The sequence below is a fragment of the Rhodopseudomonas palustris genome, from assembly GCF_003591005.1.
Classification (GTDB): Bacteria; Pseudomonadota; Alphaproteobacteria; order Rhizobiales; family Xanthobacteraceae; genus Rhodopseudomonas; species Rhodopseudomonas palustris_K.
In genome coordinates this window covers 149772-164775 of record NZ_QYYD01000006.1, presented here as the reverse complement: position 1 = coordinate 164775, position 15004 = coordinate 149772, and the positions used below count along the sequence as shown (strand labels likewise).

At 66.7% G+C, this 15004-nt stretch carries 14 protein-coding genes; 9 read left to right on the top strand and 5 right to left on the bottom strand.

Annotated elements, in window-relative coordinates; genetic code table 11:
- Window positions 1-22: 22 nt before the first annotated feature.
- Window positions 23-940, top strand: a complete 918-nt coding sequence (locus D4Q52_RS07945) for a phosphoribosylaminoimidazolesuccinocarboxamide synthase (protein WP_119856006.1) — start codon at window positions 23-25, stop codon at window positions 938-940.
- Between the two features lie 247 nt (window positions 941-1187).
- Window positions 1188-1970 carry a crotonase/enoyl-CoA hydratase family protein gene (locus tag D4Q52_RS07940; RefSeq protein WP_119856005.1) on the top strand — a complete coding sequence of 261 codons (783 nt, stop codon included), beginning with the start codon at window positions 1188-1190 and terminating at the stop codon, window positions 1968-1970.
- A 122-nt stretch (window positions 1971-2092) separates the two neighbouring features.
- On the opposite strand, the gene radC is transcribed toward D4Q52_RS07940, so the two are convergent.
- On the bottom strand, window positions 2093-2812 hold the full coding sequence (gene radC, locus D4Q52_RS07935; protein ID WP_119856004.1) for a RadC family protein: 720 nt from the start codon (window positions 2810-2812) through the stop codon (window positions 2093-2095).
- A gap of 82 nt (window positions 2813-2894) precedes the next feature.
- Window positions 2895-3146 carry a hypothetical protein gene (locus tag D4Q52_RS07930; RefSeq protein WP_119856003.1) on the bottom strand — a complete coding sequence of 84 codons (252 nt, stop codon included), beginning with the start codon at window positions 3144-3146 and terminating at the stop codon, window positions 2895-2897.
- A 141-nt stretch (window positions 3147-3287) separates the two neighbouring features.
- On the opposite strand from D4Q52_RS07930, the gene D4Q52_RS07925 reads away from it, so the two are divergent.
- Entirely contained in the window at window positions 3288-4286 is a 999-nt protein-coding gene (locus D4Q52_RS07925; RefSeq protein ID WP_119856002.1) for a Ku protein, read from the top strand.
- Window positions 4287-4518: 232 nt separating this feature from the next.
- Here D4Q52_RS07925 and D4Q52_RS07920 read toward each other — a convergent pair whose 3' ends face one another.
- A complete protein-coding gene (locus D4Q52_RS07920; RefSeq protein WP_119856001.1) occupies window positions 4519-5964 on the bottom strand; it encodes a flavin monoamine oxidase family protein in 1446 nt (481 codons plus the stop codon).
- A gap of 3 nt (window positions 5965-5967) precedes the next feature.
- On the opposite strand from D4Q52_RS07920, the gene D4Q52_RS07915 reads away from it, so the two are divergent.
- A complete protein-coding gene (locus tag D4Q52_RS07915; RefSeq protein WP_119856000.1) occupies window positions 5968-6147 on the top strand; it encodes a hypothetical protein in 180 nt (59 codons plus the stop codon).
- 96 nt (window positions 6148-6243) lie between these two features.
- Complete coding sequence (locus D4Q52_RS07910; protein WP_234831118.1) at window positions 6244-7098, top strand: YiiX/YebB-like N1pC/P60 family cysteine hydrolase; 855 nt, start codon at window positions 6244-6246, stop codon at window positions 7096-7098.
- 44 nt (window positions 7099-7142) lie between these two features.
- Here D4Q52_RS07910 and D4Q52_RS07905 read toward each other — a convergent pair whose 3' ends face one another.
- Complete coding sequence (locus D4Q52_RS07905) at window positions 7143-9365, bottom strand: putative bifunctional diguanylate cyclase/phosphodiesterase (protein ID WP_119855999.1); 2223 nt, start codon at window positions 9363-9365, stop codon at window positions 7143-7145.
- Window positions 9366-9425: 60 nt separating this feature from the next.
- Between D4Q52_RS07905 and D4Q52_RS26890 the strand changes: the two genes are divergently transcribed.
- Both D4Q52_RS26890 and mepA read left to right on the top strand, forming a co-directional pair.
- Window positions 9426-9548 (top strand): hypothetical protein, encoded by a 123-nt coding sequence (locus tag D4Q52_RS26890; RefSeq protein ID WP_283805660.1) that lies wholly within the window; start codon window positions 9426-9428, stop codon window positions 9546-9548.
- A 166-nt stretch (window positions 9549-9714) separates the two neighbouring features.
- Window positions 9715-10668: a penicillin-insensitive murein endopeptidase gene (mepA, locus tag D4Q52_RS07900; RefSeq protein WP_119855998.1), complete on the top strand. Its 954-nt coding sequence runs from the start codon at window positions 9715-9717 to the stop codon at window positions 10666-10668.
- Window position 10669: 1 nt separating this feature from the next.
- Here mepA and D4Q52_RS07895 read toward each other — a convergent pair whose 3' ends face one another.
- Complete coding sequence (locus D4Q52_RS07895) at window positions 10670-12463, bottom strand: potassium/proton antiporter (protein WP_119855997.1); 1794 nt, start codon at window positions 12461-12463, stop codon at window positions 10670-10672.
- Window positions 12464-12763: 300 nt separating this feature from the next.
- On the opposite strand from D4Q52_RS07895, the gene D4Q52_RS07890 reads away from it, so the two are divergent.
- On the top strand, window positions 12764-14077 hold the full coding sequence (locus D4Q52_RS07890; RefSeq protein WP_119855996.1) for a mechanosensitive ion channel family protein: 1314 nt from the start codon (window positions 12764-12766) through the stop codon (window positions 14075-14077).
- Window positions 14078-14174: 97 nt separating this feature from the next.
- Window positions 14175-14999 (top strand): type I methionyl aminopeptidase, encoded by an 825-nt coding sequence (gene map / locus D4Q52_RS07885; RefSeq protein WP_119855995.1) that lies wholly within the window; start codon window positions 14175-14177, stop codon window positions 14997-14999.
- The last annotated feature ends 5 nt before the right edge of the window (window positions 15000-15004 follow it).

Sequence of the window (15004 nt, the reverse complement as noted above, 5' to 3'; positions counted from 1 at the left end):
TCGCCTGCTGCGTGAGACCGCCATGACCACCATGCTCTCGAGCGACCTGCCGCTGACCAAGATCGGCCGCGGCAAGGTCCGCGACATCTACGCCGTCGACGACGACCGGCTGCTGCTCGTCACCACCGACCGGATCAGCGCGTTCGACGTGGTGATGGGCGAGACCATCCCGATGAAGGGCGCGGTGCTCACCCAGGTCAGCGCGTTCTGGTTCAGCCAACTCGGCGGCGTGGTGCCGCATCACATGATCAGCGCCGACACCGACGCCATCATCGAGGCCGTGCCGGCGCTGGCGCCGCACCGCGCCGAGATCGCCGGCCGGACCATGCTGTGCAAGCGCACCACGGTGTTTCCGATCGAGTGCGTGATCCGCGGCTACATCACCGGCTCGGCCTGGAAGGAATACGCCGCAAGCGGCACGCTGGCCGGCGAGCAGTTGGCCGAGGGTCTTTTGGAAAGCGACAAGCTGACGCCGCCGATTTTCTCGCCCGCCACCAAGGCGGAGACCGGCCACGACGAAAACATCACCGTGGCCCGGATGCGCGAGATCGTCGGCGAGGAGGATGCCTACACGCTCGAACACATGACCCGCGCGATCTACACGCTGGGCGAAGAAATCGCCCGCGACCGCGGCATCATCATCGCCGATACCAAGTTCGAATTCGGCCGCGACAGCGACGGCCGCATCATTTTGATCGACGAGGTGATGACGCCGGATTCGTCGCGGTTCTGGGCCGCCGATGCTTATCAGCCGGGCCGGCCGCAGCCCTCCTTCGACAAGCAGCCGCTGCGCGATCACCTCGACGCCGAGCGCCGCGCCGGCCGCTGGAACGGCGAAGCCCCGCCGCCGAAGCTGCCGGGCGAAGTCGTCGAAGCCACGTCGAAGCGCTACCTCGAAGCCTATCGGCGGCTGACCGGGACTGAGCTGGTTGTGAAGTAACTCCGCCCAACCCGCGCCCCCTCCCGGTCATTCCGGGGCGCGCGCGGAACGCGCACGAACCCGGAATCCCGCAGTTGTGGAAACCGAGGAGTCGCAGAACATGTCGGGATTCCGGGTTCGCGCTTCGCGCGCCCCGGAATGACGACCGTGGGGCCGACATTTGATAATAATCAACGTCGGCCGCCAAGCCGCAGCTGATATCACGTCCGCAACATCCGCCTGACCCCGCAAGACGACGGAGCTTTTCATGACCAAGGACACGGTGCTGATCAATCGTGACGGACCGGTGACGATCGTCTCGATCAACCGGCCGGAGCGCCGCAACGCGGTCGATGGCGCCACCGCCAGGAAGCTGTACGACGCCTTCCTGGCGTTCGATGCCGACGAGACTTCTTCCGTCGCGGTGCTGACCGGCACCGGCGGCACGTTCTGCGCCGGCGCCGACCTCAAGGCGGTGGCGGCGGGTGACGCCGAGCGCCGCCGCGACATCGCCGGCCATGGCAGCATCGCGCCGATGGGCCCGAGCCGGCTGCGGCTGAGTAAGCCGGTGATCGCCGCGATCGAGGGCTTTGCGGTCGCGGGCGGGCTCGAGCTGGCGCTGTGGGCCGACATGCGGGTCGCGGCCGACGACGCCACCTTCGGGGTGTTCTGCCGCCGCTTCGGCGTGCCGCTGATCGATCTCGGCACCGTGCGGCTGCCGCGGCTGATCGGCCATTCCCACGCCATGGACCTGATCCTCACCGGCCGCGCCGTGTCGGGCATCGAGGCGCACCGCATCGGCCTCGCCAACCGCCTGGTCCACCGCGGCGAGGCGGCGCTGTGCGCCATCACGCTCGCCAAGGAAATCGCCGCGTTCCCGCAGACCTGCCTGCGCGCCGACCGGCTGTCGGCGCTGGAGCAATGGGACATGTCCGAAGAAGACGCGCTGATGCACGAAATGCGCGGCGGCCTGCAAGTGATCGACAGCGGCGAAACATTGGAAGGCGCCGAACGCTTCAGCGCAGGCGAAGGCCGACACGGGGCGTTTTGAGGCGAACGGGTAGTTAGTACGGCCTTTCCCCGTCATTGCGAGGAGCGAAGCGACGAAGCAATCCAGCGCAGTGCACGGCGCTGGATTGCTTCGCTTCGCTCGCAATGACGGAGGTGGCGCCCTTAAAACAACTTCATCCCCTTGAGACTCGCATGTCCGTTCTTGCCGACGATGATGTGGTCGTGGACCACGACGCCGAGCGGACCGGCGATGGCGACGATCTGCTTGGTCATCTGAATGTCGGCCTGCGACGGGGTGGGATCGCCGGACGGATGGTTGTGCACCAGGATGACTGCGGTGGCGGAGAGTTCGAGCGCGCGTTTGACGATCTCGCGCGGATAGACCGGCGTGTGATCGACGGTGCCGACCTGCTGCAATTCGTCGGCGATCAACTGATTGCGCTTGTCGAGAAACAGGATGCGGAACTGCTCCTTGTCGGCGAACGCCATGATGGTGCGGCAGTAATCGATCACCACCGACCAGGATGATAGGATCGGCCTGCTCTTCAGCTGCCCTTTGGTGACCCGCGCCGCTGCCGCGGCGATCAGCTTGATCTCGGTAATCGCTGCTTCGCCGAGCCCGCCGACTTCGCGCAGCCGCGCGTCGGGCGCATGCACCGCCTCGGCGAACGACCCGAACCGCGCGATCAGCGCCTTGGCGAGCGGCTTGACGTCGCGCCGCGGCAGCGCGCGGAACAGCACCAGTTCGAGCAGCTCGTAGTCCGATAGCGCGTCGGCGCCGGACTCGCGAAACCGTTCGCGCAGCCGTTCGCGATGACCGTGATAATGCGGCGCCTCGGCAAAGCCGGGCTGATGCAAACGCTCACCGCTGTGTGCTGACATGGCCGATGCGTTTTCCTGACTGGCTCAACCATGCCGGGCGCAGCCGGTTTTGCAACCGGGAATCTCCCGCTATCCCACGCGCTCAGTCCGCCGTCGGCAGCCGCCGCATCGTGAACTCGATGGTATCTCCCGGCAGTTCGCGCCAGCTCTCGACGCCCGACATATAGGCGGCCTTGGGCCAGGCCTCGAAAAATTCACGCGCCTTGGCGCGGGCGTCGAGCCGCGGCAGCACGAAAGTCTGGCGCACGAAACCGTCCGCTTTGCTGCGCCGCGCCATGCGGTCGGCCAGGTCGCGCGGCTGGTCTGTGGCGGCGTTCCGGGGGCGATCGACCATCCTGGTACTCCGAACAAGACGAATGGTAATCAAACACAACGGTCATATAGGCGCGCCGGGAACGAATCTGAGGCCCTGCGCTTGAGTCCCGGTTCCAGGGCCGGCCCGGCTCAGTGTGTTGCGTTCGTGGAGTTTGCGTCAATGGCCCCTCGCGCCAATTGGAAAGGCTTTTTGCGGCTGTCGCTCGTGACCTGCCCGGTGGCGCTGTTTCCCGCCACCTCGGACGCCGAAAAGATCAGCTTCAACCAGATCAATCGATCCACCGGCCACCGGATCAAATACCTCAAGGTCGACGCCGAGACCGGCGAGGAGGTGTCGTCCGACGACATCATGAAGGGCTACAAGGTCGACTCCGACACCTATATCGAGATCACCCGCGACGAACTCGACGCGATCGCGCTGGAATCCACCCGCACCATCGAAATCGATCAGTTCGTGCCGAAGTCCGAGATCGACGAGCTGTATCTGGTGCGGCCGTATTACATCGTGCCCGACGGCAAGGTCGGCCATGACGCTTATGCGGTGATCCGCGAAACCATCCGGTCGATGGACCGCGTCGCGCTGGCGCGCGTGGTGCTCACCAATCGCGAGCACGTCATCGCGCTGGAAGCCCGCGACAACGGCCTGATGGGCATGCTGCTGCGCTACCCGTATGAGGTGCGCGACGCCGCCGATTACTTTGACGATATCCAAGACGTCAAGATCACCAAGGACATGCTCGACCTCGCCAAGCACATCGTCGAGCAGAAGTCCGGGCATTTCGAGCCGGACAAATTCGAGGATCACTACGAGACCGCGCTGACCGAACTGATCAACAAGAAGGTTGCCGGCCAGCCGATCGCCGCCAAGGCCCGCCCACGCGGCGACAACGTCGTCGACCTGATGGAAGCGCTGCGCAAGAGCCTCGGCCAGGGCGACAAGCCGGCGGCGGCTGCAAAGAAATCGACCGCGTCCGAGACTGCCGAGAAGGCGCCTGCCGCGAAGCCGGCTCGGACGAAAAAGCGCAAGACCGCGCCTGGCCAGAAGGAGATGCTGCTGCCGATTTCGGGCAGCGGCGCCGGCAAGGCCAAGGAAGAGCCGGCCAAGGGCAAGAAGCCGGTGCGCAGCACCGCGAGTAACAAGGCGCGAAAAGCCGGTTAGTTAGCTCAGCGCCCGCGTCGCCCTCACCCCAACCCTCTCCCGCAAGCGGGAGAGGGGGCGCGCTGCCGATGTTGCTGCTGCAGTCGCCTTACCTCAACCATCACTGAACTTAACGATACTTCACGCTCATCCGCAATGCCGCCGCAGCGGCGGCCGGGCTCCCTCTCCCGCTTGCGGGAGAGGGCTGGGGTGAGGGCGCCCCAAGCAGTGAGCTGATCGTGTGAGGGAAACCTCAGCGCCACCACGATGGCGTGCCGCTGGCCGTGGCGGGCGGGCGTTCGGGTTGGCGTTTTCGCTCGCGGCGCTGCTTTGGCTGCTTGCGCGCCGGCTTCTCGGCTTCGGGCTCTTTCACCGGCCCAAGCCGCTTCAGCGCAATGTCGGCGGCGCGTTCGCCGGAGTCCCAGGCGCCCTGCACGGTGCCCCAGAAATCTTCGCTGGTGGCCTCGCCGGCGATCAGCAGATTACCGAGCGGCTCGCCCAGCACTTTGCGCATCGGCTGAGCGCCTGGAGCGGCGGCCGACATCGCCCCCAGCACATAAGGATTGGCGTTCCAGCGCGTCACGGCTTGGCGCTCGACCGCCTTGGTGATCTCGCTGCCGAACAGCTTGCCGAGCCATTCCAGCGCGAACGCCTGCATGGCGGCGTCGCCTTGCGCCGACAGCTCGCGGCCGAAGCCGCCGGCTACGTCCACGGTGCATAGCGACGAGCCGGCGATGTTGGCGTAGAGCGCGGCCGTGCGCGGGCCGCTGCTCTGCTCGATCAGCAATTCGTCGCGGGACAGGCCGAGCGGATTGCCCTTGAACTGCAGCGCGATGCGGTCAGTGCTGCCAAGCCCGAGCTTGCCGGCGGCGTCGAGCTGACGCTTCGGCAGTTCGGGCGAGAACTTGATGGCGCCCGATCCGAGCACATTGGTCGACACGGTGAGGATCACGGCTTTTGCGGCGACCCGTCCCGCTGCGGTCTCGACGCCGGTGTCGCGGCCATTCCAGACGATGCGGCTGACCGGCGTCGACGTCAGCAGCGGCAGCGGCGCGGCCAACCGCGCCAGCAGCGTGCCGAGCCCCTGGCGAGCGCCGGCCAGCACGTTGCGATCCGGCGCTCGGCTCTCGTCCAGCGCCGAAAGGTCCTTGAGGTCGGTGCCGCTGGCGTAGGGGCCGAGCACGAAATCGATCGTCGGACCCCACTCGCCGAGATCCTTCGGCAATGCCGCCGCGCAGGCGACATCGACCTTGCCACGCCCTGCCTCGTCGATGGCCCGGCTGGCGCGCACCAGCGTCGCCAGATAGTCCTCGGTCTCGCGCGCCCGCGCATTGCGGCGGCCGATCCTGATCCGCTGTCCGGGCGGCGCCGGCACGATGTCGATGCCGACGCTGCGCGCCTGCCTGGCGACCGGGTTGGTGTCAGGATTGTACAGAAAGCGCGCGCCGCGATCGAACGGCGCGGCGAAACTGTCCGTATCGGTGACGCAGCGGCCGCCGGGCCGCGCCGCGGCCTCGACCACCAGCACCTTGCGGCCGGCTGCGACGATCCGCCGGGCCGCCGCGATACCCGCGGCGCCGGCGCCGACCACCACAACATCGACCTCCCGCGGCAGCGCCGCGCTTGCCCGCGTCGCGAAGGCGGGCAGCAGCGTGAGGCCGGCGGAGGCCGTCAGGAACCTGCGGCGGGACATTGTCATTGCATGGTTTCCGAAAGCTTGTGCGGTAGCGGGCAATTCCGCGATAACCGCGCCGCCGCCTTGTTCACTCTGGCCGCCGACCCCGCCAAAACCATGATCTCCTTGCGCGCCAACCCAAGAGCCATATCGCTCGCGGGCAACAACTTGCCGGAGTCGCTGCAGCGCGGCAACCGCGCATGGTGAATCAGCCGTCAGCGCGGCCTGGGACCGATGAACTAAATCGCAACGGCTGTGCCCAATCATTGTTGAGGATACGCATAGCCCGGCCGGAGCCGACAGATGGGTTTGGTGCTCGATGCGCTCGGCAAAATGATTGCCGGCTACCTGCAGAAGGAAGAACCAGGCTACGAGCCGTTCACGCCGAGCGATCCCGAGCAGCTACGCGACATCATGCAGCCCGGCGACGTGCTGCTGGTCGAGGGCAACGCGCGGATCTCGGGCATCATCAAATATCTGACGCAGTCGACCTGGTCGCATGCTGCGCTCTTTGTCGGCCCGATTGACGGCGCCGCCGAACCGGACGGCGAACCCCACGTGCTGATCGAGGCCAATATCGGCGTGGGCGTCGAATCGTCGCCGCTGTCGCGGCATCTGGCGTATCACACCAGAATCTGCCGGCCGGTCGGGCTGTCGTTCGAGGACCGCCACACCGTCTGCCGCTACGCTATCAACCGCATCGGCTTCGGCTACGACACCAAGAACATCATCGATCTGATGCGCTATCTGATACCGCTGCCGGTGCCGCAACGCTGGCGTCGGCGCATGATTGCGCTCGGCTCCGGCGATCCCACCAAGATCATTTGTTCGGCGCTGATCGCGCAGGCGTTCGACGCGGTGCGCTATCCGATCCTGCCGAAGGTCACCAAAGCCGGCAGCCGCGCGGCGCGCCGCGAGATCCTGCACATTCGCGATTCCTCGCTGTACATGCCGCGCGATTTCGACATCTCGCCGTATTTCGAAGTGGTCAAGCCATCCATCGTGGGCGGCTTCGATTACACAACGCTGCACTGGGCCGACAAGCAGAAGCCGCACGTGCAAGCGTCACCGTTTGCGGCACCTCGACATCCGGACGAGCCGGCATTGTCGTACGAGACCGAAGCGAGCCACGTGACTTTCGCGTCATCCCGCGACTAGGCGTCAGCGGATCCGCTGCGGCAAGGGGCTGCGCTGCCGTCGCCTCACGCCACCGCGGGTTCGGGCGGACCGGCGCTCCCCTGCAGATCGAGCAGGCCCCTGATCTCTTCGTTCGGCCGCGCCGGACTGAACAGAAAGCCCTGAGCTTCGTGGCAACCTTCGGCGCGTAGCCAGCTCAGTTCGGCTTCGGTTTCGACGCCTTCGGCCGTGATGGTGACGCCGAGGCCGATGCCCAGGCTGATGATGGCGCGGACGATCGCCTGCGAATCGCGGTTGTCGCACAGCCCGCGCACGAATGACTGATCGATCTTGATCTTGTCGAACGGGAAGCTGCGCAGATAGCTCAGTGACGAATAGCCGGTGCCGAAATCGTCCATCGAAATGCGCACGCCGAGCGCGCGTAGCGCGTGCAGCGTCGCGATCACCTGGCTGCTCTTCTCGAGCAGCAGCGTCTCGGTGATTTCGAGCTCGAGCCGGCGCGGCGGCAGACCCGATTGCTTCAGCGCGTCCATCACGGTCGCCATCAGATTACCGACGCGGAACTGCAGCGGCGAGAGATTGACGGCGACGCGGACGCCGCCCGGCCAGCGCGCGGCGTCGAGACAGGCCTGACGCAGCACCTGGGCGCCGATCACGTTGATCAGGCCGGTGTCTTCGGCGACCGGGATGAACTCGGCCGGCGAAATCATGCCGCGTTCCGGATGCGGCCAGCGCACCAGCGCCTCGCTGCCGGTGATGCGGCCGGTCTCCAGCCCGATCAGTGGCTGGTAGTAAGGCCGCAGCACGTCGTGGCGCAGCGCGGCGCGCAGCTCGGTCTCGATCTTGCGCCGCGCCTGGGCGCGCGCGTCCATGCCCACCTCGAAGAAGCTGAAGCTGCCGCGCGAATCCTTCTTGGCGCGCGACAGCGCCATGTCGGCGTTCATCAACAGCTTCTCGGAATCGTCGCCGTCGAGCGGCGCCACCGCGATGCCGATGCTGGCGCTGGCCACGACCGAATGCCCCTCCAGCAAATACGGTTCGGCGATCGCGTTCAAGAGCCGCTTGGCCAGCAGAGTGATGTCCTCGGGGCGTTTGATGCCGGTCTGGATCACGGCGAATTCGTCGGAGTTGAGCCGCGCCAGCGGATCCTCCTCGCGCAGCGTCGAGCGCAGCCGCCGCGCGATGCCGCGCAGCAGCTTGTCGCCGACGGCGTGGCCGAGAGTATCGTTGACGGCCTTGAAGTGATCGACGCCGATGAACAGCACCGCGATCTTCTCGCCGGTGCGCCGGGTCTGTGCCAGCAACTCATCCAGCCGCTTGCGCAGCAGATTGCGGTTGGGCAGGCCGGTGAGGCCGTCGTGATGGGCCATGAACGCCAGCCGCATCTCGGCGCGCTTGCGTTCGGTGATATCCATCAGCGCCAGCAGCACCGCCGGCTCGCCGTTATAGGTGAGCTGACGCGCGTAGATCGCCAGATCGATCAGCGAGCCGTCGGCCTTGACGTGTTTCCAGGTCCGCGCCGCGCGCTCCTCGCGACTCGCCTCGCCGCCCCACGGAAGTTCAGTGTCGAACGCCTGCAGCCGGCGGATGCTGAGCTCGGCGAACTCGGCCGGCGAATAGCCGTAGTGCTCGACGGCGGCGTCGTTGACGGCGAGGATTCGCTCGGTCTGCAGCGCGCAGACGATCATCGGCACCGGATTGCTCTCGAACATCAGCCGGAACGAGGCTTCGCGCTGTTTCAGTTCGGTGATGTCGACCCGCAGGCCGATCACGCCGCCGTCCGAGGTGGTGCGTTCCTCGATCTGGATGCAGCGGCCGTCGGCCAGCACCTGCTCGTGGCTGTGCCCGGGATGAAACAGCCGGCGCATCCGCTCGGCGATCCATTCGTCCTCGCGGCCGATCGCCTCCGGATAGTCGCCGCGCGCCACGCCGACGCGGATTGTGTCCTGCATCCGCGCGCCGGGTTTGAACAGGTCGGCGCTGGCCTTGTAGATCTCGGCATAGCGCTTGTTCCAAAGGATGTAGCGGCCCTCGGAATCAAGGAAGACGATGCCCTGCGGCAGGATATCGATCGCCTCGCGCAGCCGCTCGTGCGACTTGCGCGCCTGCGCCAGCGCGGCTTCGACCGCGCGCCCGCGCCCGGCGGCGATGGGGCGGGACGGCTGCTTCGAACGGACCGGCGACTTGCCGCCGGCCTTTGCAATGCCTTTGGCGACGGAGCGCTTCGACCGACGGCTGTCCGCACATCGCTTGGATGTCATGTTCGTCCTCAGCCGGATCTGCGGCATTCCCACGCCCCACGCAATCTGCGACCCCATTGTGCAAGATGTGTCTGAAAAATTTGTGTAATGCAGCACGACCCGGCCCGGCGCACGGCGGCGGCGCTGCTCAACTGCTCGTTGCTGCGGCGGGAAATTACCAAGGACATCACGAGCGGTCGCCGGCATATCGCCAAACAGGTGTCTTGGTGAGGGTTTTGGGCGGTCTTTGAGCGCACGCTCGTGGTCGGCTCAAATCCGCGCCAATGACCGTGATGGTTAGTGGCGGCTTAATGGCACTGCCATGTGGTCATGATCTTGGCCGTACCGCAGCTCTCCTTGGCTGATTTTACCGGCCGAGTCGGCTATCATCGCCGCAATGCGTCGTCGTTCGATTCCCGAATTGGTGCTGGCTACCGTGCTGCTCGTCGGCTCGGCCGCCCTCGCCTGCGCCCAGGACAAAGGCACGGTCAATCCGAAGCCGCTGCCGCCGCTCGCCAATCCGGGCGACCCGGAGCTTGCCGCGCGCGAGCTGTTCGCCCGCAGATATCTGCCCGCTGCACTGCCGCCGCGGCCGATCGGGTTTTACGCCCATGGCTGCCTCGCCGGCGGCGAGGCGCTGCCGATCACCGGCAGGACCTGGCAGGTGATGCGGCTGTCGCGCAATCGCTACTATGCCTATCCGGCGATGGTCGACCTGGTGGCACGGCTGTCGGCCAAGGCGCACAGCGACGCCGGCTGGCCGGGCATCCTGGTCGGCGACATGTCACAGCCGCGCGGCGGGCCGATGCTGACCGGCCATGCCAGCCACCAGGTCGGGCTCGACGCCGACATCTGGTTGACTCCGATGCCGAACCGGCAGCTGTCGCGGGGCGAGCGCGAAGAGATGTCGGCGGTGATGATGGTGCGGCCGGACCGGCTCGACATCGATCCCAAAGTCTGGACGCCGACGCACTGGCGCGTGATCCGCGCCGCCGCACAGGAGCCGGCGGTCGAACGCATCTTCGTCAATGCGGCGATCAAGAAGGCGCTGTGCCGTGACGCCAAAGGTGATCGCAGCTGGCTCGGCAAGGTACGGCCGATGTACGGCCACGATTACCACTTCCACATCCGTATCAAGTGCCCGCCCGGCAGCACCGGCTGCGAGTCGCAGCCGGAGCCGCCGGCCGGCGAAGGCTGCGCGCCGGCCGACCTCGCCTATTGGTTCTCCGACGCGGTGCTGCATCCGAAGCCGCCGAAAGAGCCGCCGAAGCCGAAGAAGCCGCTGACGCTGGCGGATCTTCCGACCGAATGCCGCGCCGTGCTGGCGGCGCCGGATCAGAGACCGGACTGAACTACACCCCCGACAGCGTGGTCCAGACCTTCGCCAGTTCGCGCTTCAGCTTCTGCCTGCGCGTCGGCGGCGGGGTGTCGTCTTCGTCTTCCGGCAGCCGCAGGCCGACGACGTTGACGCGGCCGCCGCCGAGGCTGCGCGCGACCAGCACGATCGAGTCCACCGGCAGCTCGGCGCCCACCGTCGGTGCGCGGTCGAGGTTGATGTCGAAGTAATCGGCCAGCGTCAGCGCTTCTTCGCCTTGCTTGACGCTGATCCCATAGGCGCCAGCGAGATCGCCCAGCGCGGTTTCGCCCGGCACCACGAAGTCGCCGAGCAGATGCGGATCCGGCGCGGCCGAGGGCGGCATGTCGACAAAAAAGCGATCAAGCGATTCGGCTTTTTCCGGCGGCGCCAGCAGATACAGATAGTCGCCGGCCGCGACCGGCTCGGCCTCTTCGGGCGTCAGGATGCGCTCGTCGCGGATCACCAGCGTCGGCTTCGACCAGGACGGGATCAGGCCGCGCTTGAGGTAGAGACTTTTGGCGCGCACCGGATAGCCGACCAACTGCTGCTCCAGCTGGCCGGGCAGGTCCAGCTCGATACGGCGCGGGCCGCGATCGGTGCGCGGCAGCGCGACGTGCAGCAGGCGGGCCGCCGGCCCCAGCGTCCAGCCCTGCAGCAGCAGCGAGATGATCACCACCACGAATGCGACGTCGAAATACAGATACGCCTTTGGCAGGGCGACCAGCATCGGGATCGAGGCCAGGAAGATCGCCACCGCGCCGCGCAAGCCGACCCAGGCGATGAACAGCCGCTCCCGCCAGTTGAAGCGGAACGGCGCAAGGCACAGGAACACCGCCGCCGGCCGCGCCACCAGCATCAGTGCCAGCGCCACCAGGATCGCCGGGCCGACGCTGATCATCAGCCGCTGCGGCGAGACCAACAGGCCGAGCAGCACGAACATCACGATCTGCGCCAGCCAGGTTGCGGCGTCGAGAAACGCCACCACCGAATTGTGCGCGCGGGTCGGCTGATTGCCGATGATCATGCCGGCCAGATACACCGCCAGAAAGCCGGAGGCGTGGGTGATCTGCGAGGCGCCGAACACCACCAGCGCCGCGGTGGTGACGAACGGCGCGTGCAATCCCTGCGGCAGTGCCACGCGGTTGAGCGCCATCACGACGGCGCGGCCGCCGACCACGCCGATCACCGTGCCGAGCGCGGCCTCGCGGATGAATTCGATGATCACATGCCAGGTCGAACTCTGGCCGCGACTGATCAGTTCGACCAGCATCAGGGTGAGAAACACCGCGAACGGATCGTTGGTGCCGGATTCCACCTCCAGCGTCGCGCCGACGCGCGGCCGCAGCCGCAGCCCCTGCGAGTGCACCAATAGAAACACCGCAGCGGCGTCGGTCGACGCCACAACGGCACCGGCGAGCAGCGCCTCGGTCCAGTTGAGGTCGAGCGCGTAGCGCGCCACCGGCGCGGTGATCACCGCCGTCACCAGCACGCCCACGGTGGCGAGCCCCATCGAGGGCGCCAGCACCGCCTTGATGCTGGAGAACCGCGTCCGCAAGCCGCCGTCGAACAGGATCAGCGCCAGCGCCACCGAGCCGACCAGATAGGTGGTGCTGAGATCGTCGAACTTCAGCCCGCCCGGCCCGGACTCTCCGGCCAGCATGCCGAGCAGCAGGAACACCAGCAGCAACGGCGCCCCGAACCGCAGCGCCAGCAGGCTCGACAGGATCCCGGCCATCACCAGAATGGCGCCGAGTAGGATCGCGATGCTGACGGTGTCGAGGGATTCCATCAACTCTGTGTAGCGGACCGCCCCGGCGCTGTCGTCCCTATCGTGGCACGAGCGCCGCGCCCGCGTCGCCCTCACCCCAACCCTCCCCCGCAAGCGGGGGAGGGAGCTCGCCGTGCTGGGGGAGAAGGCGTTTGTTTAAAACTCATCAGAAGCCCCGCGCCGCAGCGCGCCCCCTCTCCCGCTTGCGGGAGAGGGCTGGGGTGAGGGCGCCCCAGGCAGTGAGTCAGCTCCGCATCTGGCCCAAAGCACAACCGCCCGCTAAGAACAAACCCGCCATCCAGCGGGAGCCCGGCGCCGACGATGATTGATCTCACTCAGGCCTACGAGGCGCTGCTGGCGGCAGCGAGTTCGATCGGCGCGGAAGTTACCTCGCCGTGGTTCTACACCCAGCTCGGCATCATCCTCGCGGCACTCGGCGTCGGGCTCGGCGGCGGCGCGCTGATCAAGGCGCGGGTCGACATGACCCGGCTGACGATGGGCTGGCCGGCACCGCTGCGGATGTTTCTGCGCGTGGTGGTCGACAGCGCCTGGACGGCGATCTTCGCGGCGGTGGTGACCGCGATCCGGCTCATCATGCTGGAGGCGACCTGGCCGAGCCGCAGCTATCTGATCGGCGTCTCGGCCAAGCTGGCGCTGGCCTGGCTGGTGATCCGGCTGGTCACCAGCATCCTGCGCAACGCCTTCCTGATTCGTGTGGTGTCGGTGTCGGCCTGGTGCGTGGCGGCGCTCAGCATTATCGGCCAGCTGTTTCCCGTGCTCGATGCGCTGGATTCCGTTGCTATCGTGGTCGGTGATCTGCGGCTGTCGCCGCTGCTGGTGCTGAAGCTCACCGTGCTGCTGGCGGTTGCGCTGTGGCTCGCCAATATCGGCAGCAATCTGTTCGAAGGGCGCATCAAGCAGACCGCCGATCTGACGCCGTCGGTTCAGGTGCTGCTGATCAAGCTGATGCGGATCGGCCTGATGGTGGCGGCGATCGCGCTGGTGATGAGCGCGGTCGGCATCAACCTGCAGGCACTGGCGGTGTTCTCCGGCGCGGTCGGCGTCGGCATCGGCTTCGGACTGCAGAAGATTTTCGGCAATTTCATCTCGGGCGTGATCCTGCTGGCCGACAAATCGGTCAAGCCCGGCGACCTCGTCACCATCGGCGAGAATTCCGGCCGGATCAGCGCGATGAACACCCGCTACATCTCGGTCGCCGCTGGCGACGGCCGCGAATTCCTGATCCCCAACGAGGACCTGATCACCCAGAAGGTCACGAACTGGACCTACACCGACAAGAACACGCTGGTGAAGGTGGCGTTCGCCACCAATTACGACGCCGACCCGCGGCTGGTGTGCAGGCTGGCCGTCGAGGTCGCGACCGGCGTCGAGCGCGCCTCCAAGGCCAAGCCGCCGGGCTGCATTCTCACCGAGTTCACCGACACCGGCATGAAGTTCGCACTGACGTTCTGGATCGCCGAGCCGGACGGCATGGACGGCGTCAAGAGCGAGGCGATGCTCGGGCTGTGGGACGCGTTCAAGCGCGAAGGCATCCGCGTTCCCTACCCGGTGCGCGAATTGCGCGTCCGCGGCGGCGCGCTGCCGGTCGAAACCGTCGTTGAAGTGCCGCAATAGGGCGCGCCAGCCATGTCGCCGCGGGTTCGGCTTGCGTGCGCCGCCCCGATGACTAGATTGACATGAATCCTTCGTTTTCCCGAACCAGACCGGCCCGATGAGCTACGTGGACGCCTCCGACGCCGCCCTGCGCAAGACAGGGCAGATCAAATTGCACGGCGCCGCCGGCTTTGCCGGTATGCGCAAGGCCGGCCAGGTCGTGGCGCAGTGCCTCGACGAGCTGGTCGACATCGTCAAGCCGGGCGTGCCTACCTCGCGGATCGACGAGTTCGTGCGCGACTTCGCCTTCAGCCACGGCGCCTTCCCGGCGACGCTGATGTATCGCGGCTACCGCTATTCGACCTGTACCTCGATCAATCACGTGGTCTGCCACGGCATGCCGGGCGACCGGCCGCTGAAAGAAGGCGACATCGTCAATGTCGACGTCACCATGATCGTCGACGGCTGGTACGGCGATTCAAGCCGGATGTATCCGGTCGGTCCGATCGCCCGCAAGGCGGAGCGGCTGATCGACGTTACCTACGAGTCGCTGCTGCGCGGCATCGCCGCGGTGAAGCCCGGCGCTACCACCGGCGACATCGGGCATGCGATCCAGAGCTTCGTCGAACCGCAGCAGATGACCGTGGTGCGCGACTTCTGCGGCCATGGCCTCGGCCGGCTGTTTCACGACGAGCCGAACATCATCCACGTCGGCAGCCCCGGCCAGGGCGCGGTGCTGAAGCCCGGCATGTTCTTCACCATCGAGCCGATGATCAATCTCGGCAAACCCTATGTGAAGATCCTGTCCGACGGCTGGACCGCCGTGACCCGCGATCGCTCGCTGTCAGCGCAGTTCGAACATTCGATCGGCGTGACGGAAGCAGGCTGCGAGATTTTCACGCTGTCGCCGAAGGGCTTGGACAAGCCGCCGTTCGTGAGCTGACTTTA

What these genes read in the sequence shown, in the direction of transcription:
- D4Q52_RS07915 (WP_119856000.1), top strand. Translation starts at nt 5,968, where the DNA reads ATGGTTTCCGAAAGCTTGTGCGGTAGCGGGCAATTCCGCGATAACCGC.
- D4Q52_RS07895 (WP_119855997.1), bottom strand. Translation starts at nt 12,463, where the DNA reads ATGGAATCCCTCGACACCGTCAGCATCGCGATCCTACTCGGCGCCATT.
- D4Q52_RS26890 (WP_283805660.1), top strand. Translation starts at nt 9,426, where the DNA reads ATGCAGCACGACCCGGCCCGGCGCACGGCGGCGGCGCTGCTCAACTGC.
- D4Q52_RS07920 (WP_119856001.1), bottom strand. Translation starts at nt 5,964, where the DNA reads ATGACAATGTCCCGCCGCAGGTTCCTGACGGCCTCCGCCGGCCTCACG.
- D4Q52_RS07945 (WP_119856006.1), top strand. Translation starts at nt 23, where the DNA reads ATGACCACCATGCTCTCGAGCGACCTGCCGCTGACCAAGATCGGCCGC.
- D4Q52_RS07910 (WP_234831118.1), top strand. Translation starts at nt 6,244, where the DNA reads ATGGGTTTGGTGCTCGATGCGCTCGGCAAAATGATTGCCGGCTACCTG.
- D4Q52_RS07905 (WP_119855999.1), bottom strand. Translation starts at nt 9,365, where the DNA reads ATGCCGCAGATCCGGCTGAGGACGAACATGACATCCAAGCGATGTGCG.
- mepA (WP_119855998.1), top strand. Translation starts at nt 9,715, where the DNA reads ATGCGTCGTCGTTCGATTCCCGAATTGGTGCTGGCTACCGTGCTGCTC.
- radC (WP_119856004.1), bottom strand. Translation starts at nt 2,812, where the DNA reads ATGTCAGCACACAGCGGTGAGCGTTTGCATCAGCCCGGCTTTGCCGAG.
- map (WP_119855995.1), top strand. Translation starts at nt 14,175, where the DNA reads ATGAGCTACGTGGACGCCTCCGACGCCGCCCTGCGCAAGACAGGGCAG.
- D4Q52_RS07925 (WP_119856002.1), top strand. Translation starts at nt 3,288, where the DNA reads ATGGCCCCTCGCGCCAATTGGAAAGGCTTTTTGCGGCTGTCGCTCGTG.
- D4Q52_RS07940 (WP_119856005.1), top strand. Translation starts at nt 1,188, where the DNA reads ATGACCAAGGACACGGTGCTGATCAATCGTGACGGACCGGTGACGATC.
- D4Q52_RS07930 (WP_119856003.1), bottom strand. Translation starts at nt 3,146, where the DNA reads ATGGTCGATCGCCCCCGGAACGCCGCCACAGACCAGCCGCGCGACCTG.
- D4Q52_RS07890 (WP_119855996.1), top strand. Translation starts at nt 12,764, where the DNA reads ATGATTGATCTCACTCAGGCCTACGAGGCGCTGCTGGCGGCAGCGAGT.